The 24,007-nt window shown below is 71.6% G+C and carries 21 protein-coding genes; 6 read left to right on the forward strand and 15 right to left on the reverse strand.

Going from position 1 to position 24,007, the window contains the following annotated elements:
• Positions 1-93 precede the first annotated feature (93 nt).
• Genes VMV22_08850 through acsA form a run of 5 tightly spaced genes read right to left on the reverse strand, consistent with a single transcriptional unit; the run spans position 94 to position 5,625 of the window.
• Positions 94-336, reverse strand: a complete 243-nt coding sequence (locus VMV22_08850) for a phosphopantetheine-binding protein (GenBank protein HUY22438.1) — start codon at positions 334-336, stop codon at positions 94-96.
• A complete protein-coding gene (locus VMV22_08855; GenBank protein HUY22439.1) occupies positions 333-1,826 on the reverse strand; it encodes a dihydrolipoamide acetyltransferase family protein in 1,494 nt (497 codons plus the stop codon). Before VMV22_08855 ends, VMV22_08850 begins: the two co-directional genes overlap by 4 nt.
• Complete coding sequence (locus tag VMV22_08860) at positions 1,827-2,801, reverse strand: alpha-ketoacid dehydrogenase subunit beta (protein HUY22440.1); 975 nt, start codon at positions 2,799-2,801, stop codon at positions 1,827-1,829.
• The gene (pdhA, locus tag VMV22_08865) at positions 2,798-3,838 is read right to left on the reverse strand and encodes a pyruvate dehydrogenase (acetyl-transferring) E1 component subunit alpha (GenBank protein HUY22441.1); all 1,041 of its coding nucleotides are present in this window, start codon (positions 3,836-3,838) and stop codon (positions 2,798-2,800) included. The genes VMV22_08860 and pdhA overlap by 4 nt, the downstream gene beginning before the upstream one ends.
• A complete protein-coding gene (acsA, locus tag VMV22_08870; protein ID HUY22442.1) occupies positions 3,835-5,625 on the reverse strand; it encodes an acetate--CoA ligase in 1,791 nt (596 codons plus the stop codon). The genes pdhA and acsA overlap by 4 nt, the downstream gene beginning before the upstream one ends.
• Before the next feature lie 202 nt (positions 5,626-5,827).
• Here acsA and VMV22_08875 point away from each other — a divergent pair, with 202 nt between their 5' ends.
• Positions 5,828-6,265, forward strand: a complete 438-nt coding sequence (locus VMV22_08875) for a universal stress protein (GenBank protein HUY22443.1) — start codon at positions 5,828-5,830, stop codon at positions 6,263-6,265.
• Between the two features lie 40 nt (positions 6,266-6,305).
• On the opposite strand, the gene VMV22_08880 is transcribed toward VMV22_08875, so the two are convergent.
• Genes VMV22_08880 through gdhA form a run of 3 tightly spaced genes read right to left on the reverse strand, consistent with a single transcriptional unit; the run spans position 6,306 to position 10,705 of the window.
• A complete protein-coding gene (locus VMV22_08880; protein HUY22444.1) occupies positions 6,306-7,541 on the reverse strand; it encodes an acetyl-CoA hydrolase/transferase C-terminal domain-containing protein in 1,236 nt (411 codons plus the stop codon).
• Positions 7,542-7,598: 57 nt separating this feature from the next.
• Positions 7,599-9,335 (reverse strand): APC family permease, encoded by a 1,737-nt coding sequence (locus VMV22_08885; GenBank protein ID HUY22445.1) that lies wholly within the window; start codon positions 9,333-9,335, stop codon positions 7,599-7,601.
• An 11-nt stretch (positions 9,336-9,346) separates the two neighbouring features.
• Positions 9,347-10,705 (reverse strand): NADP-specific glutamate dehydrogenase, encoded by a 1,359-nt coding sequence (gdhA, locus tag VMV22_08890; GenBank protein ID HUY22446.1) that lies wholly within the window; start codon positions 10,703-10,705, stop codon positions 9,347-9,349.
• Positions 10,706-10,906: 201 nt separating this feature from the next.
• Here gdhA and gabT point away from each other — a divergent pair, with 201 nt between their 5' ends.
• Positions 10,907-12,226 (forward strand): 4-aminobutyrate--2-oxoglutarate transaminase, encoded by a 1,320-nt coding sequence (gene gabT, locus VMV22_08895; protein HUY22447.1) that lies wholly within the window; start codon positions 10,907-10,909, stop codon positions 12,224-12,226.
• 1 nt (position 12,227) lies between these two features.
• Here the strand turns inward: gabT and VMV22_08900 are convergent, their stop codons facing one another.
• A complete protein-coding gene (locus VMV22_08900; GenBank protein HUY22448.1) occupies positions 12,228-13,667 on the reverse strand; it encodes a gamma-aminobutyraldehyde dehydrogenase in 1,440 nt (479 codons plus the stop codon).
• 239 nt (positions 13,668-13,906) lie between these two features.
• Between VMV22_08900 and VMV22_08905 the strand changes: the two genes are divergently transcribed.
• Positions 13,907-15,118, forward strand: a complete 1,212-nt coding sequence (locus VMV22_08905; GenBank protein ID HUY22449.1) for a saccharopine dehydrogenase C-terminal domain-containing protein — start codon at positions 13,907-13,909, stop codon at positions 15,116-15,118.
• Positions 15,119-15,159: 41 nt separating this feature from the next.
• On the opposite strand, the gene VMV22_08910 is transcribed toward VMV22_08905, so the two are convergent.
• Together VMV22_08910 and VMV22_08915 are read right to left on the reverse strand one after the other, a co-directional pair.
• On the reverse strand, positions 15,160-16,116 hold the full coding sequence (locus VMV22_08910) for a hypothetical protein (protein ID HUY22450.1): 957 nt from the start codon (positions 16,114-16,116) through the stop codon (positions 15,160-15,162).
• Positions 16,117-16,136: 20 nt separating this feature from the next.
• Entirely contained in the window at positions 16,137-16,814 is a 678-nt protein-coding gene (locus VMV22_08915; GenBank protein ID HUY22451.1) for a universal stress protein, read from the reverse strand.
• A 5-nt stretch (positions 16,815-16,819) separates the two neighbouring features.
• Here VMV22_08915 and VMV22_08920 point away from each other — a divergent pair, with 5 nt between their 5' ends.
• Entirely contained in the window at positions 16,820-17,272 is a 453-nt protein-coding gene (locus VMV22_08920) for an archease (protein ID HUY22452.1), read from the forward strand.
• Between the two features lie 44 nt (positions 17,273-17,316).
• Positions 17,317-18,702 carry an RtcB family protein gene (locus tag VMV22_08925; protein HUY22453.1) on the forward strand — a complete coding sequence of 462 codons (1,386 nt, stop codon included), beginning with the start codon at positions 17,317-17,319 and terminating at the stop codon, positions 18,700-18,702.
• Between the two features lie 31 nt (positions 18,703-18,733).
• Here VMV22_08925 and VMV22_08930 read toward each other — a convergent pair whose 3' ends face one another.
• The 3 genes from VMV22_08930 to VMV22_08940 form a co-directional block, all read right to left on the reverse strand.
• Entirely contained in the window at positions 18,734-18,967 is a 234-nt protein-coding gene (locus VMV22_08930) for a hypothetical protein (protein ID HUY22454.1), read from the reverse strand.
• A gap of 66 nt (positions 18,968-19,033) precedes the next feature.
• A complete protein-coding gene (locus VMV22_08935; protein HUY22455.1) occupies positions 19,034-19,462 on the reverse strand; it encodes a universal stress protein in 429 nt (142 codons plus the stop codon).
• Positions 19,462-21,075, reverse strand: a complete 1,614-nt coding sequence (locus VMV22_08940) for an APC family permease (protein HUY22456.1) — start codon at positions 21,073-21,075, stop codon at positions 19,462-19,464. Before VMV22_08940 ends, VMV22_08935 begins: the two co-directional genes overlap by 1 nt.
• 215 nt (positions 21,076-21,290) lie before the next feature.
• On the opposite strand from VMV22_08940, the gene VMV22_08945 reads away from it, so the two are divergent.
• Positions 21,291-22,670 (forward strand): aspartate aminotransferase family protein, encoded by a 1,380-nt coding sequence (locus VMV22_08945; protein ID HUY22457.1) that lies wholly within the window; start codon positions 21,291-21,293, stop codon positions 22,668-22,670.
• A gap of 31 nt (positions 22,671-22,701) precedes the next feature.
• Here the strand turns inward: VMV22_08945 and VMV22_08950 are convergent, their stop codons facing one another.
• Positions 22,702-23,997, reverse strand: a complete 1,296-nt coding sequence (locus VMV22_08950; GenBank protein HUY22458.1) for an FAD-dependent oxidoreductase — start codon at positions 23,995-23,997, stop codon at positions 22,702-22,704.
• Positions 23,998-24,007 lie beyond the last annotated feature (10 nt).

Below are 24,007 nucleotides of genomic sequence, written 5' to 3' on the forward strand. Positions count from 1 at the left end.
CCGCACGGCCGACCATGGCAGAGGCAAAGGTCCCTCCTACCAGGACTTTTGCCTTCCGTGGCGGCAGCGGGCGCCCCGGCTGGGCCCAGGCCCTCAGCCCGCCGCGGCCAGGTAGGCCACGCACCCCTGGACAGTCGACAGGCGGGGGTAGTCGTGCTCGGGGATCTCGACGCCGGTCCGCTCGTGGAGCCCCACCACGAAGTTGAGGAAGTCGATCGAGTCCAGGTCGAGCGCTTCCTGCAGCGTCTCCCCGGGACCGACCTGGGCCAGGTCGGCCTCGGGGGCCACTTCGTGCAGCACGGTGCGGATCACGTCGAGTGCCTCGTCGTCTGTCATAGCTCCCCCGGCTCCTGCAATAGGCGGTCGATGGCGGAGAGGAAGATCCCGCCGCGGTGGCCGTCGCTCGCCCGGTGATCGGCGGACAGCGTGGCGACGACACACGGGCGGACCCCGAGCATTCCCTCGGAGGCCCACGGTCGCTCGGCGACCCGGCCGAACCCGACCAATGCGACCTGTGGCGGGTAGATCACGCCGAACACCGCTTCGACGCCCAGGTCGCCCAGGTTGGTGACGGTGATGGTGGGATCGCTCATCTCCGAGCTGCGCAGCACGCCCGTGCGTGCCCGGCCGACCAGGTCGCGCAGGCTCGCCATCAGGTCGTCGAGGCTCGATCGATCGGTGTCGTGGACGGCGGGGGCGATCACGCCGCCCGATCGTAGGGACACCGCCACCCCGACGTGGACGGCTCGGCTCGGCTCGAAGCGGTCGGCGACCATGAAGCCGTTCATCTCGGGGACCTGTGCGACGGCCAGGGCGGTCGCCTTGAGCAGCAGCACCGGCATCACGAGGCGCTTCGTCACCGGCCGGTCGAGGTTGGCACGCTCGAGCCACGCCGACGCACGGCTCATGTCGATGGTCGTGCTCAGGTAGTAGTGGGGGATCTCCCGCTTGGAGCGTGCCATGAGCGCGCCGATGGCGTGCCGCAGGGCCGCCTGGCGATCGACACCCGCCTCCGCCGTCGAGGCCGGCTCGTTCCCGCCACCACCCACGTCGCCTGGCGCCATCGCCGTCGGCGTCCCCATCGGCGTCCCCATCGGCATCGCGGTGGCGGCGGCCGCCACGCGGTCCCCCTCCTGCGGTGACGGCACGCCGAGGCGCACGTCGCGCTCGACCACCGCCCCGCCGGGCCCGGTCCCTTTCACCGACGCCAGGTCGACTCCGGTCTCGGCGGCCAACCGCCGCGCCAAGGGCGAGGAGCGCACGGAGGCCCGTGCGGGCGCCACCCGGGCCGCGCCCTCCACGTCCGCCCGCGTGACCGCCCCCCCGGCTCCACTCCCCACGATCGTCGACAGGTCCACGCCGAGCGTGCGGGCCACGTGGCGGATCACCGGGGACGTGATCACGCCTTTGGGGGGAAGCGTCGGCGGTCGCTGCGGCGGCGCCGCCGTCGCCGGTAGCGCTCCCGATGCCGCCTCCACCGGTGCCTGTGCCGGAATCGCCGGTGCCCGTGCCGCCTTCGCCGGTGCCCGTGCCGCCTCCACCGGGGCCGCCTCAGCTCGAGCCGGAGCCCGGGCGCCGACCGTGGCCGCCTCGCCGGGACCGACCCGGGCGAGGACGCTTCCGACGGGCACCTCGGCGCCCTCGGGGACGACGATCTCCTCCACGATCCCGTTCTCGAAGATCTCGACCTCGATGGTCGACTTCTCGGTCTCGACCACCGCCACGATGTCCCCACGGTGGACCTCGTCGCCGGGCTTCACCATCCACCGGGAGACGATGCCGCTGTCCATGTCGGCGCCGAGCGACGGCATGCGGAACTCCCCCACCTACGCCCCCAGTCCGTGCACGGCGGCGACCACGTCGTCACGTTGCGGGAGGGCGTGATCCTCGAGGTGCTTGGCGTACGGCATGGGCACCTCCACCGAGCACACCCGCGCCACGGGGGCGTCGAGGTCGTAGAACGCGTGCTCGACGATCCGTGCGCTGACCTCGGCGGAGAGGCTCCCCGATCGCCACCCCTCGTCGACGACGACGGCCCGGTGCGTCCTGATGACCGACGACACGAACGTCTCGGTGTCGAGTGGCCGCAGGCTGCGGAGGTCCACGACCTCGGCGTCGATGCCCTCGGGGGCCAGCGCATCAGCCGCCGCCACGGCGGTCCGCAGCGTCCCGCCGTACGCGATGAGCGTCACGTCGGTCCCCGGGCGAACCACGGCCGCACCGGTGAGCGCGACGTCACCCGCGTCATCGGCCAGTTCGCCCTCCACGTTGTAGAGGCCGCCGTGCTCGAAGACGAGCACCGGGTCCGGATCGCACAGTGCGGGCCACAGCATGCCCCGTGCGTCCTGGAGCGTGGCCGGTGCAACCACCCGGAGGCCCGGGACATGCGCATACCAGCCCTCCAGGCTGTGGGAGTGCTGCGCGGCCAATTGCCGACCGGCACCGGTGGTCATCCGGATCACGAGGGGGACGTTGAATTGGCCGCCCGACATGTGCAGCAGCGCTGCCGCCGTGTTCACGATCTGGTCGAGCGCGAGCAGGCTGAAGTTCACGGTCATGATCTCGACGATCGGCCGCATGCCGCCGAGAGCCGACCCGATGCCGGCCCCCACGAACGCCGACTCCGACAGCGGCGTGTCGCGCACGCGATCGGGGCCGAACTCCTCGAGCAGTCCGAGACTCACGGCATAGCAGCCGCCGTAGCGCCCCACGTCCTCCCCCATGAGAAAGACGCGCTCGTCTCGCTGCATGGCATCACGAATCGCCTCGCGCATCGCTTCGCGGTAGGTCACGGTGCTCACGATGCCGCTCCCTTGGGCTCCGAGGTCACGAAACGCTCGAGGTCCTCGACGGGCTCGAGCTCGCCGGCCTCGGCATAGGCCACGGCGTCCTCGACCTCGGCGGCGACCTCCGCCTCCATGCTGTCGAGATCGTCCTGCGTGAGCACCTGGTCGCTGCGAAGCTGATCGGCGAGCATCGGGATGGGGTCGCGGTGCTTCCACTGCTCGATCTCCGCCTTGTCGCGATAGCGGTCGGGGTCGTACATGGAGTGTGCGCGGAACCGGTAGGTGCGCAGCTCCAGGAAGTGCGGCCCGCCGCCGGCCCGCACCGCTTCGACGGCGTGGAGCGCTGCCTCTTCGACACCGAGCACGTCCATGCCGTCGACCTCCCACGACGGCACCCGGTACGAGGCCGCCTTGAGCGCCAGGTCGGTCTCCGATTCGGCGCGATCGAGTGCTGTCCCCATGCCGTAGAGGTTGTTCTCGCAGCAGAACAGCACGGGCAGGTGCCACAGCGCGGCCAGGTTCATGGATTCGTGGAATTCGCCCTCGGCGACCGCACCGTCGCCGAAGAAGCACGCTGTCACGCGCGGCAGCGCCTGCATGTGGTCGGCCAGGGCGAGGCCGACCGCCAGGGGCAGACCACCACCGACGATGGCATTGCCCCCGTAGAACCTCGTCGCCGCGTCGAACAGGTGCATCGAACCACCGCGGCCCCGGCTGCACCCCTCACGCTTGCCTTCGAGCTCGGCCATCACCGAGCGCATGGTGATGCCCCGCGCCAGTGCGTGGCCGTGCTCTCGGTAGGTGGTGACGACGGCATCGTCGGGGAGGAGGCGCTCCATGACGCCGACGGAGCACGCCTCCTCGCCGATCGCCAGGTGCAGGAACCCGCGGATCCGCTCGGCGCTGTAGAGCTCCACGCAGCGCTCCTCGAACCGTCGGATGCGCACCATCTGGCGCAGCAGATGGATTCGATGATCGGCCTCGACGGTCACGGCGCGGTCCCGGGAGCCGGTGGCCCCCGCGGCGCCGGGGGCGTCCGCGGTCTCGGTCATGATGCCCCCTCCAACGTCGAGATGTCTCCTTCGGGCAGGCCGAGCTCGCGCGCCTTGAGCAGCCGCCGCATGATCTTCCCGCTGCGCGTGTGCGGGAGGTGCTGGTCGAACTCGATCTCGCGTGGTGCCACCGCGGCCCCGAGCCGCTTGCGCGAGAACCCGACGAGCTCGAGGCGCAGTTCGTCGGTGGCCTCGAAGCCCGGGCGCAGCGCCACGAACGCCTTGACGAGCTCCCCGGCCACCGGGTCGGGCTTCCCGATGACCCCGGCCTCGGCGACGGCGGGGTGCTCCATCAGGGTCGACTCGACCTCGAACGGCCCGATGAGGTGGCCGGCCGACTTGATGACGTCATCGGCACGGCCCACGAACCAGAAGTAGCCGTCGGCGTCACGCCGGGCCAGGTCCCCGCTCAGGTACCAGCCGCCGGCGAAGCACGACCGGTAGCGGTCGTCATCGCCCAGGTACCCGCGGAACATCGACGGCCAGCCGGGGCGGAGGGCGAGCTCGCCCTCCTGGCCCGCAGCGGCCAGGGTCGCTGTCCCGTCCTCGCCGACCACGACGTTCCCGTGTTCGTCGCGCACGAGGACGGCGGCCTCCACGCCCGGCAGCGGCCTGCCCATCGAGCCGGGCCTGATGTCCATGCATGCGTAGTTGGCGATCATGATCCCGCCCGTCTCGGTCTGCCACCAGTTGTCGTGGACAGGCAGGCCGAGCGCCTCCTGGCCCCACAGCACGACCTCGGGGTTGAGGGGCTCGCCGACGCTGGCCACGAAGCGGAGGTGGCTGAGGTCGTGCTCCTGGGCCGCCGCCGCACCCGCCTGCATGAGCATGCGCAATGCCGTCGGTGCCGTGTACCAGACGGTGACGGCCTCGTCCTCGAGCGTCGAGTACCACCGCTGCGCGTCGAAATCGCCTTCGTCGACGACGCTGGTCACACCGTGGACCAGCGGGGCGAGGATGCCGTAGGAGGTGCCCGTGACCCACCCGGGGTCGGCCGTGCACCAGAAGACGTCGTCAGGGTGCAGGTCGAGGGCGATCCTCCCCGTGGCGTGGTGCGACACCACCGCCTCGTGCACGTGGACCGCGCCCTTCGGGGTCCCGGTCGTCCCACTCGTGAAGTGCAGCAGCGCCATGTCCTCGGGGTCGGTCGGCGCGATCTCGTAGGAGGGGGCGGCCTGTGCCAGCAGCGTCTCGAGGTCGAGGGTGTCGTCGGGGCCCGCATCCGCCGACGACCCGCCGATCAGCAGGACGTGGTGAAGATCCGGCAGCTGGTGGCGGATCCCGGCGACCTTGCGCCGGTAGAGGCCGGCGGTGGTGACGAGGACGCGGCCCGATCCCAGCGCCAGACGTTGGCGGATGGGCTCGGGTCCGAACGCCGCGAACAAGGGGCACAGCACGCTGCGGTGCTTCAGGGTCCCGAGGACCGCCACGTAGAGGTCGGGAACGCGGGGGGCGAGGACGAAGACGCGCTCGCCGGGCTCGACGCCCAGGCTGTCGAGGACGTTGGCGAAGCGGCTGGACCGCTCGGCGAGCTGACCGTACGACACGTCGAGACGGGCGCCGGAGCGGTCGATGCACCGCAGCGCCACGTGATCGCGCCGGGGCCCCGCGGCGTGACGGTCGACGGCCTCGTGGGCCATGTTCAGCCCCCGACCACCGGGCAGCCCGTCGAGCGCCTGTCGGGCGGCCGCCCACGTGAACCCGGCCCGTTCGGCCTCGTAGTCCGCCATGTTGGGCGCCGGCGAACCACCGCCGCCCTCCGCCTTGCGGATCGCCTGCCACTGCACGGGCCACCCCTTTCCTGCCGGGCGCCCGAACCCGTCCCGATGCCACCCGCGCGTTCGACGGTACGCCCCGACCGGCGTCGCTCCCAGGGTCCAACGTCACCTGGGCCGAGGTCGAGGTTCCCCTGCCTCATGCCGCGCACCAGGTCGCCGTGGGACTTTCTTCCCTATCGGCCTGCGTGGGCGGGGCGCGAGCGTGGGGCCCATGACGAGGATCGTCGTGGGAGTGGACGGCTCGAACCGCTCCAAGGACGCCCTGCGGTGGGCGGCTCGGCAGGCCGAGACGACGGGCGCCGCGCTCGACGTGGTCATGGCGTGGGAGCGCCTGAACCCCGATGCCTGGATCCCGCACGAGCCACCGGGGACCGATCCGCTGGCGGTGACCCGACGGGCGGTGGAGGGGATCGTCGAACGCGTCCTCGGCGAGCATCCGTCGATCGCGGTCACGACCCGCGCCATGGAAGGCCCGGCGGCGAAGGTCCTCATCACCGAGGCTTCCGGGGCGGACCTCCTGGTCCTGGGCAACCGGGGGCACGGCGGGTTCGCCGGGCTCCTCCTCGGCTCGGTCAGCCTGCACTGCCTCACCCACGCACACTGCCCCGTCGTCATCGTCCGACCGACACACAGCCCGATCCGCAGCTGACGGGCCGGCGGGGCTGGGCCGCCAGGGCCAGGGGCCGAGGCTAGGGGCTGTCTCCCCGGATACGCGCGGCCGCTTCCCAGAGCCCGTCGCGGGCGTCGGGGTGGGCGGCCTCCTGGATCAGCAGCCGGGCCTGGGCGCGCTGGCTACGACCGAACACGAACGCGCAACCCTGCTCGGTCACCACGACGGAATGCTGGAACGACGTCACGGGTGCATCGAGCCGGCCGACGATGGTGGACGTGTCGCTCTTGGCGTGCCACGAGGGCAGGGCGATGATGGCGTGGCCGCCGGCCGAGTGCAGCGCCCCGACGACGAAGTCCGGCTGCCCACCGAAGCCCGAGTAGATCCGCCCGTTCACGTAACTGGCGTTGGCCTGCGCATACAGGTCGACCTGGAGTGCGCTGTTCACCGAGCACATGGAGTGGTGCGCGGCGATGTTGCCGGGGTCGTTGACGGTCTCGGTCCGCATCATCCGGACCCGGGGATTGCCGTCGACCCAGGCGTAGAGATCAGGCGACCCGAAGAGGAACGACGCCGTGACCGGCCGCGCCTCGTCCAAGGCGTTGGCCCGCTCGAGCTCGAGCACTCCGTCGCTGATGACCTCCGACCACACGCCGAGCGAGTGCTTCGTGCGCAGGAACCCGAGCACCGAGTCGGGCACCTCCCCGATGCCGATCTGGAGGGTCGACCCGTCGGCCACGAGTGACGCCACGTTCTCGGCGATCGCGACGGTGGCCGCTCGGGGCGGTGGCGGTGCCGGTGAGGGCAGCGCCTCCTCGACCTCGACGGCGAGGTCGACGAGCTCGCAGTCGATCTCGGCGTCGCCGAGGGTGTAGGGCATCTTCGGGTTGACCTGCGCGATCACCAGCCCGCCACGGGACCGCGCGCGCTCGATGGCGGCGGGCAGGATGTTCACCTCGATCCCGAGCGAGACCCGTCCCGCACGGGGGACCGACGTGTGCACGAGGACGACGTCGGGAGGGCGCGCCACATCGAAGAGCATCGGCACCAGCGAAAGGCGCATGGGCAGGTAGTCGAGTGAGGCCAGGCCCCGCATGCCGGGGCCCACGAAGGGCGTCTCCGGCACGACGCCGGAACGGGACGGTGTGCCTTTCTGGGCGTTGAGGACGAAGAGCCGGTAGTTCTCGACGGCGCTGTCGAACAGCTCGACCAGCCGCATCGGCATGGCGAAGTTCCCGCTGGCGACGGCACGGGGCTCGGCCCACGGCATGGCACCGAGGCGGTTGACGAGCTCGCGCTCGGAGACGGTCTCCACGGTCGAGACCCTACGGACCCGGCGGCGGCCCCACCAGTGGCCGTCCGTCGGGGGTGCTCAGGCAGCCGGGGCGGTCCCCGATCGGGTGCCGGATGTGGGGCCCCCCGGCTCGGTGCCCGGGCCGGGGCCCTCGTCGGTGCCCGGGCGGGGGCCCTCGTCGGTGCCCGCCGAGGCGGGGGTGACGGGCATGCCGACGTCCTCGGGGACGAGCGTCGGGGTCGACCGGTTGAGCGTCTCCCCCCCGAAGAACGCCGGGCCGGCGAGCCGCCACGCCACCAGGCAGACGACGCCGATCACCGCCGACACCAGGGCGATCAGGAAGACGCCCCCGACGTCGGAGTGCGGCGGGAAGGGCAGGTGCCACGAGGTCCAGCTGGCGGCGGTGGTGTTGTTGAAGTTCCAGTCCCTCCAGACGCACCAGATCATGGCGAAGTAGAGCATCAGCCCGCCGAGCACGGGCAGGATGCCTTTCATCCACAGGTCGCGGGCGCTGCGGGTCAGGACCTTGCGGTAGTACCACGCGCAGGTGAAGCCGGTGAGGCCGTAGTAGAAGGCGATCCAGATCCCGATGGCTGTGACGGCGTCGGGGATCAGGAAGCCGCCGGCCAGGTGGTTCATCGCCACGTACAGCACGGCGGAGACGGCCCCCATCGACACCGTGGCGACCGTCGGCGTCAGGTACCGCTTGTGCATCCTGCCGAAGACGTCGGGCAGGCCCTTGTAGACCGCCATGGACAACACGGTGCGGGCGGTCGGCAGGATCGTGGTCTGTGTCGACGCCGCCGCCGAGGTGAGCACCATGAGGATGAGCAGGTGGGAGAGCACCGACCCGAACCAGCCGGCGCCGAACACGGCCGTGCCGAGCACCGAGATGACGTCGCTGCTGTGGGCGGGGTTGGCCAGGCCGATGCCCTTGGCGCCGATGCCGGCGTACGCCTGGGCCGCCATGGTGACGAGGAAGTAGATGGACAGCAGGAGCACGGTGGAGATGATCGCCGCCAGGCCCGGGTTGCGACGCTGGTCGGCGGTCTCCTCGTTGATCGACACCGACGTGTCCCACCCCCAGTAGATGAACAGCATGAGCAGCACGCCGCCGACGATCGCCGAGAACGACGTCCCGCTGAAGGTGAACCACGACCAGCTCGGCGTGAGGTGGGTGGCGGGAGCGCTGCCGATGGCGACACGGATGAGCGCCACCACGGCGAACACCACGAGCATCACCACTTCCACCGACAGGAGCAGCCGCTGGACCCGGGCCGAGATCTCGATGCCGCGGTAGCAGACGTACGTCATGGCGACCAGGAACAGGAGCCCCACGAGCAGGACCCATTCGCTCGTGGGGTTGCTGCCGATGCCGTGGGCGTTGAACAGGTGGAAGCTGTACTGCCCGGTCACCTGGGCGAGGCTGGCCATGACGAGCACGTCCGAGGCGATGATGCCCCAGCCCCCCAGCCACCCGACCTTGGGTCCGAACGTCCTGGTCCCCCAGGTGAAGGTGGTGCCGCAGTCGGGGTCCGCCTTGTTGAGCTCGCTGTAGCCGATGGACACCAGGAGCATCGGCACGAAGGCGATCACCGTCACCAGGGGGGCCTTCAACCCGACGCCGACGACGATGAGCCCCAGGGTGGCGGCCAGGCTGTAGGCGGGTGCCGTGGAGGCCACGCCGATCACGATGTTCGAGGCCAGGCTCAGCGCCCCTGTCTTGAGGCCCTTCTCGGCCGGGTCCTCGGTATGCGAGAGCGCCGTGGCGGGAGGCGGCGGTCCTGCGCTCGGTGCGGGTGTCGTCGTGGACATGGCGCCCTCCTTCAGATGGTGCCTTCGTCGAGCATGGCGCCGGCGACCTTGACGAAACCGGCGATGTTCGCCCCGGCGACGTAGTTGCCCGGCGCCCCGTACTCCTCGGCGGCTCGTCGGACCTGCCCGTGGATGTCGCGCATGATGGCGCGCAGCTTCGCGTCGACCTGCGCCGTCGGCCAGGGCAGATGGGCGCTGTCCTGTGCCATCTCGAGGCCCGACACGGCGACACCGCCGGCGTTCGCCGCCTTGGCCGGCCCGTAGAGGATCCCCGCATCGACGAACAGCTCCACGCCCCGTGACGTCGTCGGCATGTTGGCACCCTCCGCCACCAGGACCACGCCGTTGCGCAGGAGGTTGGCGGCGTCCTTGGCGCCGATCTCGTTCTGCGTCGCGCAGGGGAACGCGCAGTCGGCGGGCACGTCCCACAACGGGTTCTCGCCGTTGGGCTGCGCCGGGACGTAGGTGGACCGGGGGAAGCGCTCGGCATACTCGCGGATCCGACCGCGCCGGACGTTCTTCATATCCATGAGCCAGTCGAGCTTGTCCCGGTCGATGCCGTCGGGGTCGAGGACGAAGCCGCCGGAGTCGGACATGGTCAGGAGCCGCGCCCCCATGTCGAGCAGCTTCTGCGCGGTGTACTGGGCGACGTTGCCGCTGCCCGACACGAGACAGGACTTCCCGGTGAGGTCCTCACCCTTGGTGGCGAGCATCTCGGCCGCGAAGTACACGGTGCCGTAGCCGGTTGCCTCGGTGCGGATGAAGGACCCGCCCCAGTCGGGCTCCTTCCCCGTCATGACGCCCGTGAACTGGTTGGTGATGCGCTTGTGCTGCCCGAACAGGAAACCGATCTCGCGCCCACCGACCCCGATGTCGCCGGCGGGGATGTCGGTGAACTGCCCGATGTGCCGGGCCAGCTCGGTCATGAACGACTGGCAGAAGCGGCGCACCTCGGCATCGCTCTTGCCCTTCGGGTCGAAGTCCGATCCCCCCTTGGCGCCGCCGAGGGGAAGGGTGGTGAGCGCGTTTTTGAGCACCTGCTCGAAGGCGAGGAACTTGAGCACGCTCAGGTCGACGGTGGGGTGGAATCGCAGGCCTCCCTTGTAGGGACCGATGGCGCTGTTCATCTGCACGCGGAACCCGCGGTTGATCTGGACCTCGTCGGCGTCGTCGACCCAGTTGACCCGGAAGATGATCACGCGCTCGGGCTCGGCCAGGCGCTCCAGGATCTTCGCCTCCCGGAAGTCGCGCCGACGGTCGAGGACCGGCACCAGGCAGACGGCGGCCAGCTCGACGGCCTGCAGGAATTCGGGCTGGCCCGGGTTCTTGGCGCGGACGCGCTCCAGCACGCCTTCCACGTAGCCGTCCACGCCCTGTCCTCCCTCCCGGTGTCCCTGTGGCCGCGTCGTGCCTCCTCAGCCTCCCTGCGACCGTACGATCAGGCATACCGGTGCTCCAGGGTCGAAGGTCCTGTTGTCCATCGGCGCTGGTCACCGGCGGTTTCGGGCCGTGACGCGGCGACGCCGCGCCCGTATGCTCGAAGCGGCGAACACCCGAGCACGAGGGGCCCCATGGACACGACCACCGACCGAGTCCCACAGGAGCGCCTGCTGCTGACCGACATCCCCGGGCCGCGCTCGCGCCGGCTCATGGCCCGCCGGTCCGCCGCCGTCCCCGCAGGGGTGGGGACCACCCTGGGGGTGTTCGTGGCGCGCGCCGGTGGCGGGATCGTCGAGGACGTCGACGGCAACCGCCTCATCGACTTCGCATCGGGCATCTCGGTCACCAACGTCGGCAGCAGCGCGCCCCGGGTGATCACGGCGGTGCGCGAGCAGCTCGACCGGTTCACCCACACCTGCTTCCAGGTCACGCCGTATACGGGGTACGTGGAGGTGTGCGAGCGGCTCAACGAGCTCACCCCGGGGGCCCACGACAAGCGGTCGTTCCTCGTGAACTCGGGGGCCGAGGCCGTCGAGAACGCCGTGAAGGTGGCGCGCTACGCCACCGGCCGCCCGGCGGTCGTGGCCTTCGACCACGGGTTCCACGGCCGGACGCTCCTGGGCATGAGCCTCACCGGGAAGGCCATGCCCTACAAGCGCGGGTTCGGCCCCTTCGCCCCCGAGGTCTACCGGGCGCCGTACTCCGACCCCTTCCGGCAGACGGGGAAGCTGTCGGAGGTCGTGGACCTGCTCGAGACCACCGTGGGCTCGGGCTCGATCGCCTGCATCGTGGTGGAGCCCATCGCCGGTGAGGGCGGCTTCGTCGTGCCCGAGCCCGGGTGGCTGGCCGGGCTGGCCGAGTGGTGCGCGGCCACGGGTGTCGTGCTCGTCGCCGACGAGATCCAGTCCGGGTTCGGCCGCACCGGCGCCTGGTACGCGTGTGAGCACGAGGGCGTCGTCCCCGACCTGGTGACCACGGCCAAGAGCCTGGGGGGCGGTCTGCCCGTCGCGGCCGTCACGGGCCGCGCCGGGCTCATGGACGCCGTGCATGCCGGCGGGCTCGGCGGCACGTTCGGCGGCAACCCGCTGGCGTGCGCCGCCGCGCTGGCCTCCATCGCCACCATCGAGGAGGACGGGCTGCTGGAACGGGCACGGCGGATCGGGGACGCCGCGCTGCCCCGCCTCCGGGCCATGGCGGGCGCCCACGGCGTCGTGGGGGACGCCCGCGGGCGGGGGGCGATGGTGGCCATCGAGCTCGTGGGTCCCGACGGCATCACGCCCGACACGGCCGCCACCGGCCGCATCGCGGCCGCGTGCCACGCCCGGGGACTGCTCGTCCTCACGGCCGGGACCTACGGCAACGTCATCCGGCTCCTGCCCCCCCTCGTCATCCCCGACCACCTGCTCGACGAGGGGCTCACGATCCTGGAGGAGGCGGTGGCAGCCGCCTGACTCACGAGTCGAGCGCGCTCATGACGTGCTTGATGCGCGTGTAGTCCTCGAACCCGTACACCGACAGGTCCTTGCCGTACCCCGAGTGCTTGAAGCCACCGTGGGGCATCTCGGCCACCAGGGGGATGTGGGTGTTGATCCATACGCACCCGAAGTCGAGCCCCTTGGCCATGCGCATGGCCCGGCCGTGGTCGCGGGTGAACACCGACGAGGCCAAGGCGTACTCCACGTCGTTCGCCCACCGCAGCGCTTCGCTCTCGTCGGAGAACTGCTGGACGGTGATGACCGGCCCGAACACCTCCTGCTGCACGATGTCGTCGTCCTGGTGCACGTCGCTCACGACCGTGGCCTCGTAGAAATAGCCCCGTCCCTCGATCCGGTGGCCGCCGGTGCGGACGTCGGCGTGCGACGGCAGGTTGTCGACGAAGGTCGTGACGCGCCCCAGCTGGTCGGCGCTGTTCAGGGGCCCGAAATCGGCCCCCTCCACCTCGGGGCCCGCCACCGTCTGGGCCCGGGCCCTCTCGACCAGCGCGGCCGCGAAGTCGTCGTGCACCCGGGGCCCGGCCAGCACCCGCGTGGCCGCGGTGCAGTCCTGCCCGGCGTTGAAGTAGCCGGCCACGGCGATGGCCTCGGCCGCCTTGTCGATGTCGGCGTCGTCGAAGACGATCACCGGGGCCTTGCCACCGAGCTCGAGGTGCACGCGCTTGACGTCCTCCGAGGCGGCCATGGCGACCTCGCGCCCGGCCCTGACGCTCCCGGTGATGGAGACCATCCGGGGCACGGGGTGCGACACGAGCGCACGGCCCGTCTCGCGGTTGCCGCAGACGACGTTGAGCACACCCGGCGGCAGGAACTCGGCGGCGATCTCGGCCAGCATCACCGTCGTGACCGGCGTGGTGTGCGCCGGCTTGAGGACGACGGCGTTGCCCGCGGCAATGGCCGGCGCGAACTTCCAGACGGCCATCATCATGGGGTAGTTCCAGGGTGTGACCTGGGCACACACCCCGACCGGCTCGCGGCGGACGTACGACGTGAACCCCGACATGTACTCCCCTGCCGATCGGCCCTCGAGGAGGCGGCAGGCCCCGGCGAAGAACCGGATCTGGTCGACCATCGGCGGGATCTCCTCGGAGAGCGTGAGCGCCCGGGGCTTGCCGGTGTCCTCGCACTCGGCGTCGACGAGCTCCTCGGCCTTGGCCTCGATGGCGTCGGCGATGCGGAACAGCGCCAGGCTCCGCTCCGAGGGGGTGGCCTCGCGCCACTTCTCGAAGGCGTCCTGGGCGACACGCATGGCGTGGTCGATGTCAGCGGGGCCCGACACGGGCATGGTGGCGTAGGCCTCGCCGGTGGACGGGTTGACGACGTCCTCGGTGTCGCCGTCCCTGGTGTCGAGGTGGGCGCCACCCACGAAGTTGCGCAGCACACGTCGGTCCCCAGCCATGGATGGTCCCTCTCCCTGTCGGTCCGCCGGTGCCCACAATCGCACTCGCGGCGTCGCCGGACAAGGGGCCCCACCCCCGCTGTCCTGGGCATCCCCGCTCTCCCGCCGGGACCTCCGGCCCTAGCCGCTCCGGGCTGCGCCGGGGGAACATGTGGTGGACACGAACGGCGCCGGGCACCGTGCCCGGGCGTCGGGTCGACCCGGACGACGGGCCGGGCGGGCGGCGGGAGGAGATCGTCATGCGCGTCCTGCTCGTGGGAGCGGGTGGAGTGGGGACGGCGTTCGCCCGGACGGCCGCCCGGCGCGACGTCTTCGAGCACATCGTGGTGGCGGACCATGCGCTCGACCGCGCCCAGCGTGCCGCCCAGGCGGCGAGCGACCGCTTCACCGCCGTGAAGCTCGATGCGTCGGACGAGACGGCCGTTGCCGAGTTGCTCCGGGCCGAGCGGTGCGACGTTCTGGTGAACGCCGTCGACCCCCGGTTCGTCATGCCGCTGTTCCGCGGCGCGCTCGCCGCGGGGACGCACTACCTCGACATGGCCATGTCCCTGTCGCACCCCCACCCCGAGGAGCCCTACGCCAAGACGGGGGTGAAGCTCGGCGACGAGCAGTTCGCCATGGCCGGGCAGTGGGAGGAGCGGGGCAAGCTGGCGATCGTGGGCATGGGTGTCGAGCCCGGGCTCTCCGACGTCTTCGCCCGCCACGCCGCCGACACGCTCTTCTCCTCGATCGAGGAGGTGGGCGTGCGCGACGGGGCCAACCTGGTGGTGGAGGGTTACGACTTCGCCCCCACCTTCTCGATCTGGACCACCATCGAGGAGTGCCTCAACCCGCCCGTCGTCTTCGAGAAGGACAAGGGGTGGTACACCACGGAGCCCTTCAGCGAGCTCGAGGTCTTCGACTTCCCGGCCGGCATCGGCCCGGTGGAGTGCGTGAACGTCGAGCACGAGGAGGTGCTGCTCGTCCCGCGCTGGGTGCAGGCCGACCGGGTCACCTTCAAGTACGGCCTCGGTGACGAGTTCATCGGCGTGCTGAAGACGCTGCACAAGCTCGGGCTCGACTCCACCAGCCCGGTCCGCGTCGATGGCCGCGAGGTGTCGCCCCGGGACGTGGTGGCCGCCTGCCTGCCCGACCCGGCCGAGCTCGGGCACGTGATGCAGGGCGTGACCTGCGCGGGGACGTGGGTGAAGGGCACCGGCAAGGACGGCAACCGGCGCGAGGTCTACCTGCACCACGTGGTGGACAACGCCTGGTCCATGGCCGAGTACGACTCGCAGGCCGTCGTCTGGCAGACCGCCATCAACCCTGTCGTCGCCCTGGAGCTCGTGGCGTCGGGCGTGTGGACGGGTGCGGGCGTCCTCGGCCCGGAGGCCTTCCCGGCGGGACCGTTCCTCGACCTCCTCGTCGACCACGGCTCGCCCTGGGGATGCGAGGAGCGCGCCGTGCGCTGAGCCCGGTGTCCTTCTTCACCGCCTTCGGCGTGGGGGGGGCGTCATCTCCCTCCCCGGCCACGCGGTTGGCGGGGCGGTCCCGACCCCACGGACGAGGTGCGTCCGCCGGCCGTCCGCTGCAAGAGGTCGACGACCAGCACGGCGTCGTCTGCTTCCGCCGGTGACGACCCGTGACGGGCGGACGCCCCCGCAGAGAGCTCGACGCACACCGGCACACCGGGGTGCATCCGGCCGTGCGCGTCGAGCAGGGCCCGCCCCCGGGCCTCTCCGAGCGGTATGGCGTCGACGATGACGTCGGCGCCAGCCGCCAGGGGGCAGGGCTCGCCCACCAGGGCGGGACAGCGCGACGAGTCCCGGAGCGGTCCGGGGCACACGAGCACATGGAGGCCCGCCGCCCGGGCCTGACCTTCGGCGTACCACCGCCCCCCGGTGGACTCCACGAGCACGCGGGTGCGGTCGTGGCCGTCCGGCCAGGCGGGGAGCCTGTGGACCGCTCCCATGACCACGCGGACGATCGCCGGGCGCTCGTAGTGGTCGGCGGTCACGTAGCCGCGGGCGCGGGCGAGGGCGAGCATCGGCCGGTTCTCGACCAGGACGTCGGCGTGCACGTTCGTCACGCCGCGAGCGGCGGCGGCCTCCAGGAGGACGTCGAGGAGGTACGGGCCCAGCCAACCCCGCCACCCGGGGCCCACGGCGATCCCGAGCTCCCCGTCGCCGTCGGGGAGCAACTCGTAGCTGCACTCCGCCACGATGGCGTCCGGCCGGCCCGTGCGGACGACCTCCGCGACGATACCGGTACCGCCCCGGCTGCCGACGCGCACCATCGCGTCGAGCGACCGCCGGTTCGGCACGCGTGCCTGGAAGAAGCGGCGGTACAGGTCGTCGTCGGTGAGGGTCGCGTAGAAGGCCGCCAGGGCGTCGGCATCGTCCTCGGTCTCCGGGCGCACGACGAGCGTGCGGCCGCCGGGGAGCTCGATCGACCTCGGCTCGAGGTTCACGTGGCCAGGGTGTGCATCCTTCAAGGCGCCTCGTCGGAGCGGACGATCATGACCGAGCACGGTGCGTGCGCGGCGCAGTGTGCGCTCACGGACCCGAGCAGGAGGCCGTCGAACCCTCCGAAGCCGCGGCTGCCGACCACCAGCACCGAAGCACCCCTGGCCGCTTCCGTGAGCACGTGCGCGGCGTGACCTTCCCGCACGTCGGTGTGGACGTGCACGGCGCGATTCGGCCCCATCACCTCGTCGACCATGACGGCGAGCGCCTTGCGCGCGACGTCCGTGGGGTTGGCGGGCGGGGGCAGGCTCTGCAACCAGGCGTGCTCGTCGGCGAGGTGCCACGCGTGCACCACCTCGAGGCGCGCCCCGACCAGCTCGGCATACCGAAGCGCCCACCGGAGCGCCCCTCTCGATTCCTCGGAGGCGTCCACGCCCACGACGATCCGGTTCCCGTCAGGGTCGCAGGGCTGCTCAGTGCCCGTGCGCCCGCTTGCCGATGGCTCGTGCACGTCAGGACCTCCTGTCCGGCACCGGTCGCCAACCCGGCGGCGATCTCTCCTCCCATGCTGCGCCGCCAACGTCGCAGGCGACCAGGGGCGAAGGTCCTGCGGCCAGCCCGCCCGCACCCGTGGGACCTTCGACCCTTGCCCGCTCCGGGCATCCGCGCAACGGTGCGGTGATGGCCGCCTCCGAAGCAGCACCCTGAATGGCGCCTCCGGAACCCGAGCGGGAAGCGTCGCGGGGTCGCGGACACCGGCTCGCTCCTCACACCGCCGACTGCATCCTCGAGGCGTGGGGCGAGGATCGCACCTCGTGCCTCGCCGAGGCCATGACAGCCCTGGTGGAGGTGTTCGCCGAGGTACACGGCGACGATGCGGCCACTCGGACGCTGCCCCTGGCAGCGGAGCCGGGTCCCGACGCCGACGTCCTCGTGGCCCTGCTCGAGGAGGTGATCTACGTCGCCGACGTCTTCGGCGCCGTGCCCGTCCGCTTCCACGTCGTCGAAGCCGAGGATGGTGGGATCGCGGGTGACATGGTGGTCGTGACCGGGCGCCAGGTCGAGCTCGTCGGGCCCGTGCCGAAGGGTGTGTCGTACCACGACCTCGAGGTCGGCGAGCACGAGGGGCGGTGGACGTGTCGAGCGGTCGTGGACGTGTGAGCGGCACCCGACGCCTCCACCCGGCCGGGCCGGACCGTTGGCGGATGGAACCGACCGGCACGATGCGCGTCCCGGGGATCGTCTTCTCCTCGGCCGCGCTGCTCTCCCAGATCACCGGCGACGAGTCGCTCGAGCAGGTGGCGAACGTGGCGACCCTGCCGGGGATCGTGGAGGCCTCCTACGCGATGCCCGACATCCACTGGGGCTACGGGTTCCCGATCGGCGGCGTCGCCGCCACCGACGTGGTCGAGGGCGGGGTCGTGTCCCCCGGCGGCGTCGGCTTCGACATCTCCTGTGGGGTGCGCCTGCTGCTCTCTCCTGTCGGCCTCGACGAGCTGGCCCCCCACGTGGAGACCCTCATGGACGAGCTCGAGGCCCGGGTGCCGAAGGGGCTCGGGGCGGGGGCCGTGTGGGAGCTGGCCGACGACGCCGAGCTGACCGCCGTGCTACGCGACGGGGCCCGCCACGCCGTGGCCCGGGGTCTCGGCCTCGACGCCGACGTGGCCCGCTGCGAGGACGGAGGGGTGATGGCCGGTGCGGACCCGGGCGCGGTGGGCGACCGGGCCCGTCGGCGCGGCGCGGGCCAGCTCGGCAGCCTCGGCTCGGGGAACCATTTCCTCGAGGTCCAGGTCGTCGACGAGATCGTCGACGCCGAGGCAGCCGGGTCCTTCGGCATCCGGCCGGGGCAGGTGTGCGTGATGATCCATTGCGGGTCGCGCGGCCTCGGGCACCAGGTCTGCTCGGACACCGTCAAGGAGATGCAATCGTCGATGGCGCGGTACGGGATCGTCGTGCCCGACCCCCAGCTCGCCTGCGTCCCGGTCGAGTCGCGGGAGGGCCGGGCCTACCTGGGAGCGATGGCAGCGGCGGCAAACTTCGGCCGGGCGAACCGTCAGGCCCTGACCGCGGCGGTGCGCAGCGCGTTCGCCACGGCCGTAGGGACCGATCGGCTGGACCTTCTCTACGACGTGTCGCACAACCTGGCCAAGCTCGAATGGCACGACGTCGACGGGGGACGGCGGCTCCTGTGCGTGCACCGGAAGGGGGCGACGAGGGCCCTTCCCCCCGGGCACCCGGACCTGCCCGACGACCTGCGACCGGTGGGCCAGCCGGTGCTGGTCCCCGGATCGATGGGCACGGCGTCCTACGTCCTGGTCGGCCGCGCCCCGGGCGGGGCGTTCTCCTCGACCTGCCACGGCGCGGGCCGCACGATGAGCCGGCATGCAGCCACCCGGAGCATCCGGGGCGCGGTGTTGCGCCAGCAACTCGAGGAACAGGGGATCTCGGTACGGGCGGCATCGGCACGTGGGCTCGCCGAGGAGGCACCGTTCGCATACAAGGACGTCGACGACGTGGTCGCCATCTGCGAGCGGGCCGGCCTCGCCCGGCGCGTCGCCCGGCTGCGGCCGGTCGGAGTCCTGAAGGGGTGACCGTCCCACGGCCGCCGGTGCCGGCGGCCCGCTAGCGCGGGTCGGTCGAGGAGCCGAGGCCGAGCTCGCGCAGGGCGTCGTCGATCACGAGCTCCGACAGCTCGGCGACGCTGGCGTCCACGATCCGGGCGTCGAGCGCCAGGCGCCGTGCCGCGGCGTGGGCCCGGGTGAACAGCTCCTCCAGGCGCCGCCGCCGGGCGCGGTGCAGCACGAAGGCGGCCACGGCGCACCCCACCAGGAGCACCTCGGCCACGAGCGCGACCACCAGGGCCGCTCCCACTCGCTACTTCCCCCCCATCGACGTCAAGCGTACCCCCGCGTGTGCCGGTGGTCACTCCCCGTCGGCGGGCACCACCAGGACGGGCACCGTCGAGCGGTGGAGCAGCTTGTGCGGCACCGACCCCAGGATCGCACCCAGGATGGGCCGTTCGCCGGTCCCCCCGACCACGATGACCCGGGCCTGGCGCTCCAGGGCGGCCTCGAGGAGCGACTCTGCGGGCCGCAGGGCGGCCACGATGGGCTCCACCTGCACCGAGGGGTCGAGCGCGTTGGCCTCGGCCACCGCGGTGCGCAGCATGTCGCTGCCGATCTTCTCGAGCTGGTCCTTGTAGTCGGCGGTCTCCCCGCCCATGGGGTTGGGCTCGTAGCCGAACACGATGGTCAACGGCGCGTCGAAGGCCCTGGCCACGCTGACCGCCACGCGCAGGGCCGCCTTCGACCCGTCGGTGCCGTCGTAGCCGAGGACGATGTCGCCGGCCATCAGTCGACCACCGGGGTGACGCCCGGCGTGAGCGGCGGAGCCGGCGCGTCGACGGACTCGGCGACCTCGCGGTCACGCCGGAAGAACTCCGGATGGCGCAGACGCCAGATCACCATGAGCGGCACTCCGATCAGCAACAGGCCGACGCCGAGGACGAGCGGAGGGCCGAGGCCCTTCTTGACGTACAGGTGCCAGTGGAAGATGTGGAAGCTGAAATGCAGGGCCGGGAACCAGGCCTGGTTGCCGGTGTTGGAGTTGGCGGGGTCGGAGTAATAGAAGATGGCCACGAAGAACAGGATCGTCAGCATGACGGCCCCGAGCAGCGGGGCGAGCCCGATGAAGATGAAGTTCTTCATGCTCCTGAAGATGTGGCGGCGGTAGTAGAAGACGCAGGCGAAGCCCGTGAGGCCGTAGTAGAAGGCGATGCCGAAGCCCAGCGCCAGGATGGAGTTGGCGAGGACGTCGTTGGGGCTGATGAGGGTCAGGCCCACGTACCAGACGATCGCCACCGCCCCGAAGACCAAGGTCGAGAAGCCCGGGGACAGGAACCGCGGGTGGATGTCGGCGAAGCGCTTGGGGAAGGCCTTGTGCACCGCCATCGACAGCGACGAGCGTGCCGCAGGGAGGACGGTGGTCTGCGTCGACGCCGAGGCCGAGGTGAGCACGGCGATGATGAGCAGCTTGTCCCACGGCGACCCGAGCACGTCCTTCGCAAGGTGGCCGAGCACGTCGTCGCTGTGGTTGGTGAGGAACCCGGGTCCGTGGAACGCCTGGGCGGCGGTCGACACGATGACGTAGATGAGCAGCAGGACGATCGTGGCCAGCAGGGCGGCGCGGCCCGGTGTGCGCCGGGTGTCCCTGGCCTCCTCGTTCACGGTGACGGCGGTGTCCCATCCCCAGTAGATGAAGACGGCCAGGAGCATCCCGGCCGACAGCGCGCCCAGGGAGGGGATCTTGAACGGGTCGAACCACGCCCACGCGGGGTGGATGCTGTGGGCGATCCCGCCGCCGTACACCTTGGCCAGCGCGGCGACGGCGAACACCACGAGGATGACGATCTCGGCGCCGAGGAGGGCCACCTGGGTGCGGGCCGACAGCTCGATGCCGATGTAGCAGATGGCGGTCATGATGACGAGCCACGCCACGCCGACGAAGGTGACCCAGAACCCCGAGGAGTCGGCGGCGATCCCGTGGGCGCCGAAGAGCGAGAACGTGTACACGCCCGCCACCGATGCCAGGTTGGGCATCACCACGAGGTCGGTGACCAGGATGCCCCACCCCGCCATCCACCCCGTCTTGGGGCCGATGGCCCGCGTCACCCAGGTGAAGGTGGTCCCGCAGTCCGGGTCGGCGCGGTTCAGGTAGTAGTACGCCGCGGCGATGAACAGCATGGGCACGAAGGCCAGGAGCATGACCGCCGGGGACCGCACACCCACGTAGAAGGTCACGAAGCCGAGGGTGGCTGCCAGGCTGTAGGCGGGGGCTGTCGACGCCACCCCGATGACGAGGCTCGAGACCATCCCGAGGGCCCCGGTCTTGAGGCCCTTGCCGCCGGGCGGCTCCCCCAAGGGTGTTGCGCCGAGCTCTCCGGAGTCCGCGGTCGTGGTCGTCAACTACCACCCCTCTCCCGTGCCGTTCGGAGCATATTCGCAGAGCACGCCGACCGTGACAAGCGATTTCGTTGCATACTGGGGGGCCAATGGCAGTTTCCATTGCCCGTCCACATCAGCGCCAGTCCGGGCCCGTCGGGGACGAGGGCCGGATGGCGACGGCGGAGCACGGGGATCGTCCCGGTGCGGCGCGGACGGTGGAGGAAGGACCGGAGACCGTGAGCGATCACACCAACCCCGACAGGGAGCGGCTGAGCGCCCGGGCGCGCGAGCTGTTCGCATCCGAGCTCGCCACCCTGCTCGCCGCCACACCGAGCTCGCACCAGTTGTTCGACCGCGCCCGCCGGAGCATGCCGCTCGGTGTGGCGTCGTCGTTCCAGGCGGGCGATCCGTATCCCATCTACCTGTCGCGGGGCAAGGGCGCCGAGGTGTGGGACGTGGACGGCCGGGCCTATGTCGACTTCCACAACGGCTTCGGGTCGACTGCCGTGGGCCATGCCCACCCGGCGGTGGCGGCGGCCATCGAGCGCGCCGCCAACTCGGGAACGCATTTCGCCGTCACCACCGAAGCGACCGTGGTGTTGGCCGAGGAGTTGTGCCGGCGCTTCCGGCTCGAGCGCGTGCGCTTCACCAATTCAGGGACCGAGGCCACGATGGACGCCGTGCGCGTGGCGCGGGGCGTCACCGGCCGCGACGTCATCTGCAAGATCGAGGGCTCGTACCACGGACATCACGATGCCGTGATGTTCTCCGTGGCGCCGAGCCTCCATCTGATCGAGGCGACCGAACAGACCGGGGCGCAACCGCCGGCATCCAAGGGGATCCCGCTCGAGATGGCCAAGTGGACTCTCGTCGTCCCCTACAACGACCTCGGCGCGCTCGAGCGGCTCTTCGCGGAGCGCGGGGACGAGATCGCGTGCTTCATCCTCGAGCCGGTGATGATGAACATCGGCATCGTCCTGCCGGCACCCGGCTACCTGGAGGGCGTCCGGGAGCTGTGCACGCGCCACGGGGTCGTGCTCGTCTTCGACGAGGTCAAGTGCGGCGCCACCATCGCCGCCGGGGGCGCCATCGAGCGCTTCGGCGTCCAGCCCGACCTGGCCTGCTTCGCCAAGTCGATCACCGGCGGGGTGCCGGCCGGGGCCTTCGGGGGACGGGCCGACATCATGGACGAGATCGGCACCGGCATCGCCCAACAGGGGACGTTCAACGGAAACCCCCTGGTGGCTGCGGCGGGGCTGGCGGCGCTGACCGAGGTACTCACCCCCGACGCCTACGAGCATTTCGGGCGCATCGGGACTCGCCTGGCCGAGGGGTGCGCCAAGGCCGTCGCCGCCCACGACATCCCGGCACACGTGATCGACCTCGGCTGCAAGGGGTGCGTCTCCTATCGGCGCGAGCCGCTCGTCGACTACCGCAGCTTCCTCGAGACCGACGCCGACCTCTTCGACGCGTCCTGGGCGTGGCTCGTCAACCGCGGGATCTTCATGACGCCAGGCAACGAGGAGCAGTGGACGCTGTCGGTACAGCACGACGATCGTCACATCGACCGTTTCGTGGACGCCTTCCACGAATTCTGCGCCGCTGTCGCCGGATGACGACGTGCGGCACGGCCGGCGGGCAACGGGCTCAGCGTCCGAGGGCGTCGCGCGCCCGGTACCACCACCCCGCCGCGGCGAGCAGCCACGGCACGTGCGCCGGCCACGGCACCGGCGGCCACGCCCGGCCGGCGAAGGGCGGCAGGTCCCCGTCGCCGGCGAGCCACCGGCCCACGGCGCCACCGAAGTGGGTCGACAGCGCCACGCCGCTGCCGCAGTACCCCATGGCGTACACGACACCCGTGACGGGGTGACGGCCCACATGCGGGACCCGATCGGCGGTGAGCGCCACCTGGCCTCCCCAGGCGCGGTCGACGCGGACGCCGCCCAGCTGGGGGTGGATGCGCACCATGGCCGCGTACAGACGGTCGCGGGACTGTTCCACCGTCGTCGGGGAGAACGACGTCCGCCCGCCGAACAGGACCCGGCGGCCGTCGGGCGACAAGCGCCAGTAGTGCAGGAGATTCCTGGTGTCGAAGAACATCCGGCCGTGCGGGTCGACCGACGCCGCCAGGTCGGGCGCCACCGGCTCGGTGGCGATGATGAAGCTGCCGATGCCGAGCACCCGCCGGCCGAGCCACGGCACCAGCCGCCGGTCGGTGGCGCCGTTGGTGGCCACCACCACCTCGCCGGCGCGCAGCACATCACCGGAGGTGTGCACGACGTAACCCGCACCGCTCGGTTCGATGCGGGCGACGGCGGTGGCGCCGTGGAGGTCGGCGCCCGCAGCGGCGGCAGCCCGGGCGATGCCGGCAGCGAACTTGGCCGGGTGGAGCCCGGCACTGCGGTTCACGAGCAGGGCCCCGGCGAACCCGTCGGACCCGATCTCGGCCCCCAGCTGCGCCCTGGTGACGTAGCGGGCGTCCTCGCCGATCGACGCGTGGGCGTCCGCCACGGTGCGCAGGTGCTCGGCGGTGCGGGGATGGTGGGCCAACTCGAGATGGCCCGTCCGGCGCCAGTCGCAGTCGATACCGAGGTCCCGGCACAGCGACTCGACGCCCTCGAAGGCCGCCACGGTGTCGTCCCACAGGCGGCGGCCGTCCGGCAGGGCGAGCAACTCGGGCAGGGCCAGCTTGCCCCCGGGGTGGACCATGCCGCCGTTGCGGCTGCTCGCCCCGGCGGCGATGCCGTCACCGTCGAGGACGACGGCGTGGCGTCCTCGACGAGCGAGCTCCAGGGCCGCGGTCAGCCCCGTGGTGCCCCCGCCCACGATGACGACGTCCGCCTCGGCGGGCAGCGGCACCGACGTCGGGCGCGGGAGCTCGACCTCGTCCCACCAGTAGGGAGCCGACCGGTAGCCCGGCGTGCAGGGCGCGACCGGGGCCATCGGGCAAGGT

Source organism: Acidimicrobiales bacterium (genome assembly GCA_035531755.1).
Classification (GTDB): Bacteria; Actinomycetota; Acidimicrobiia; order Acidimicrobiales; family UBA8190; genus DATKSK01.

Coding starts and splice junctions, on each gene's coding strand:
- VMV22_08905 (HUY22449.1), top strand. CDS start 13,907: ATGCGCGTCCTGCTCGTGGGAGCGGGTGGAGTGGGGACGGCGTTCGCC.
- pdhA (HUY22441.1), bottom strand. CDS start 3,838: ATGACCGAGACCGCGGACGCCCCCGGCGCCGCGGGGGCCACCGGCTCC.
- VMV22_08900 (HUY22448.1), bottom strand. CDS start 13,667: ATGGCTGGGGACCGACGTGTGCTGCGCAACTTCGTGGGTGGCGCCCAC.
- VMV22_08925 (HUY22453.1), top strand. CDS start 17,317: ATGGAACCGACCGGCACGATGCGCGTCCCGGGGATCGTCTTCTCCTCG.
- VMV22_08935 (HUY22455.1), bottom strand. CDS start 19,462: ATGGCCGGCGACATCGTCCTCGGCTACGACGGCACCGACGGGTCGAAG.
- VMV22_08885 (HUY22445.1), bottom strand. CDS start 9,335: ATGTCCACGACGACACCCGCACCGAGCGCAGGACCGCCGCCTCCCGCC.
- VMV22_08850 (HUY22438.1), bottom strand. CDS start 336: ATGACAGACGACGAGGCACTCGACGTGATCCGCACCGTGCTGCACGAA.
- VMV22_08920 (HUY22452.1), top strand. CDS start 16,820: ATGGCGCCTCCGGAACCCGAGCGGGAAGCGTCGCGGGGTCGCGGACAC.
- VMV22_08875 (HUY22443.1), top strand. CDS start 5,828: ATGACGAGGATCGTCGTGGGAGTGGACGGCTCGAACCGCTCCAAGGAC.
- VMV22_08950 (HUY22458.1), bottom strand. CDS start 23,997: ATGGCCCCGGTCGCGCCCTGCACGCCGGGCTACCGGTCGGCTCCCTAC.
- gabT (HUY22447.1), top strand. CDS start 10,907: ATGGACACGACCACCGACCGAGTCCCACAGGAGCGCCTGCTGCTGACC.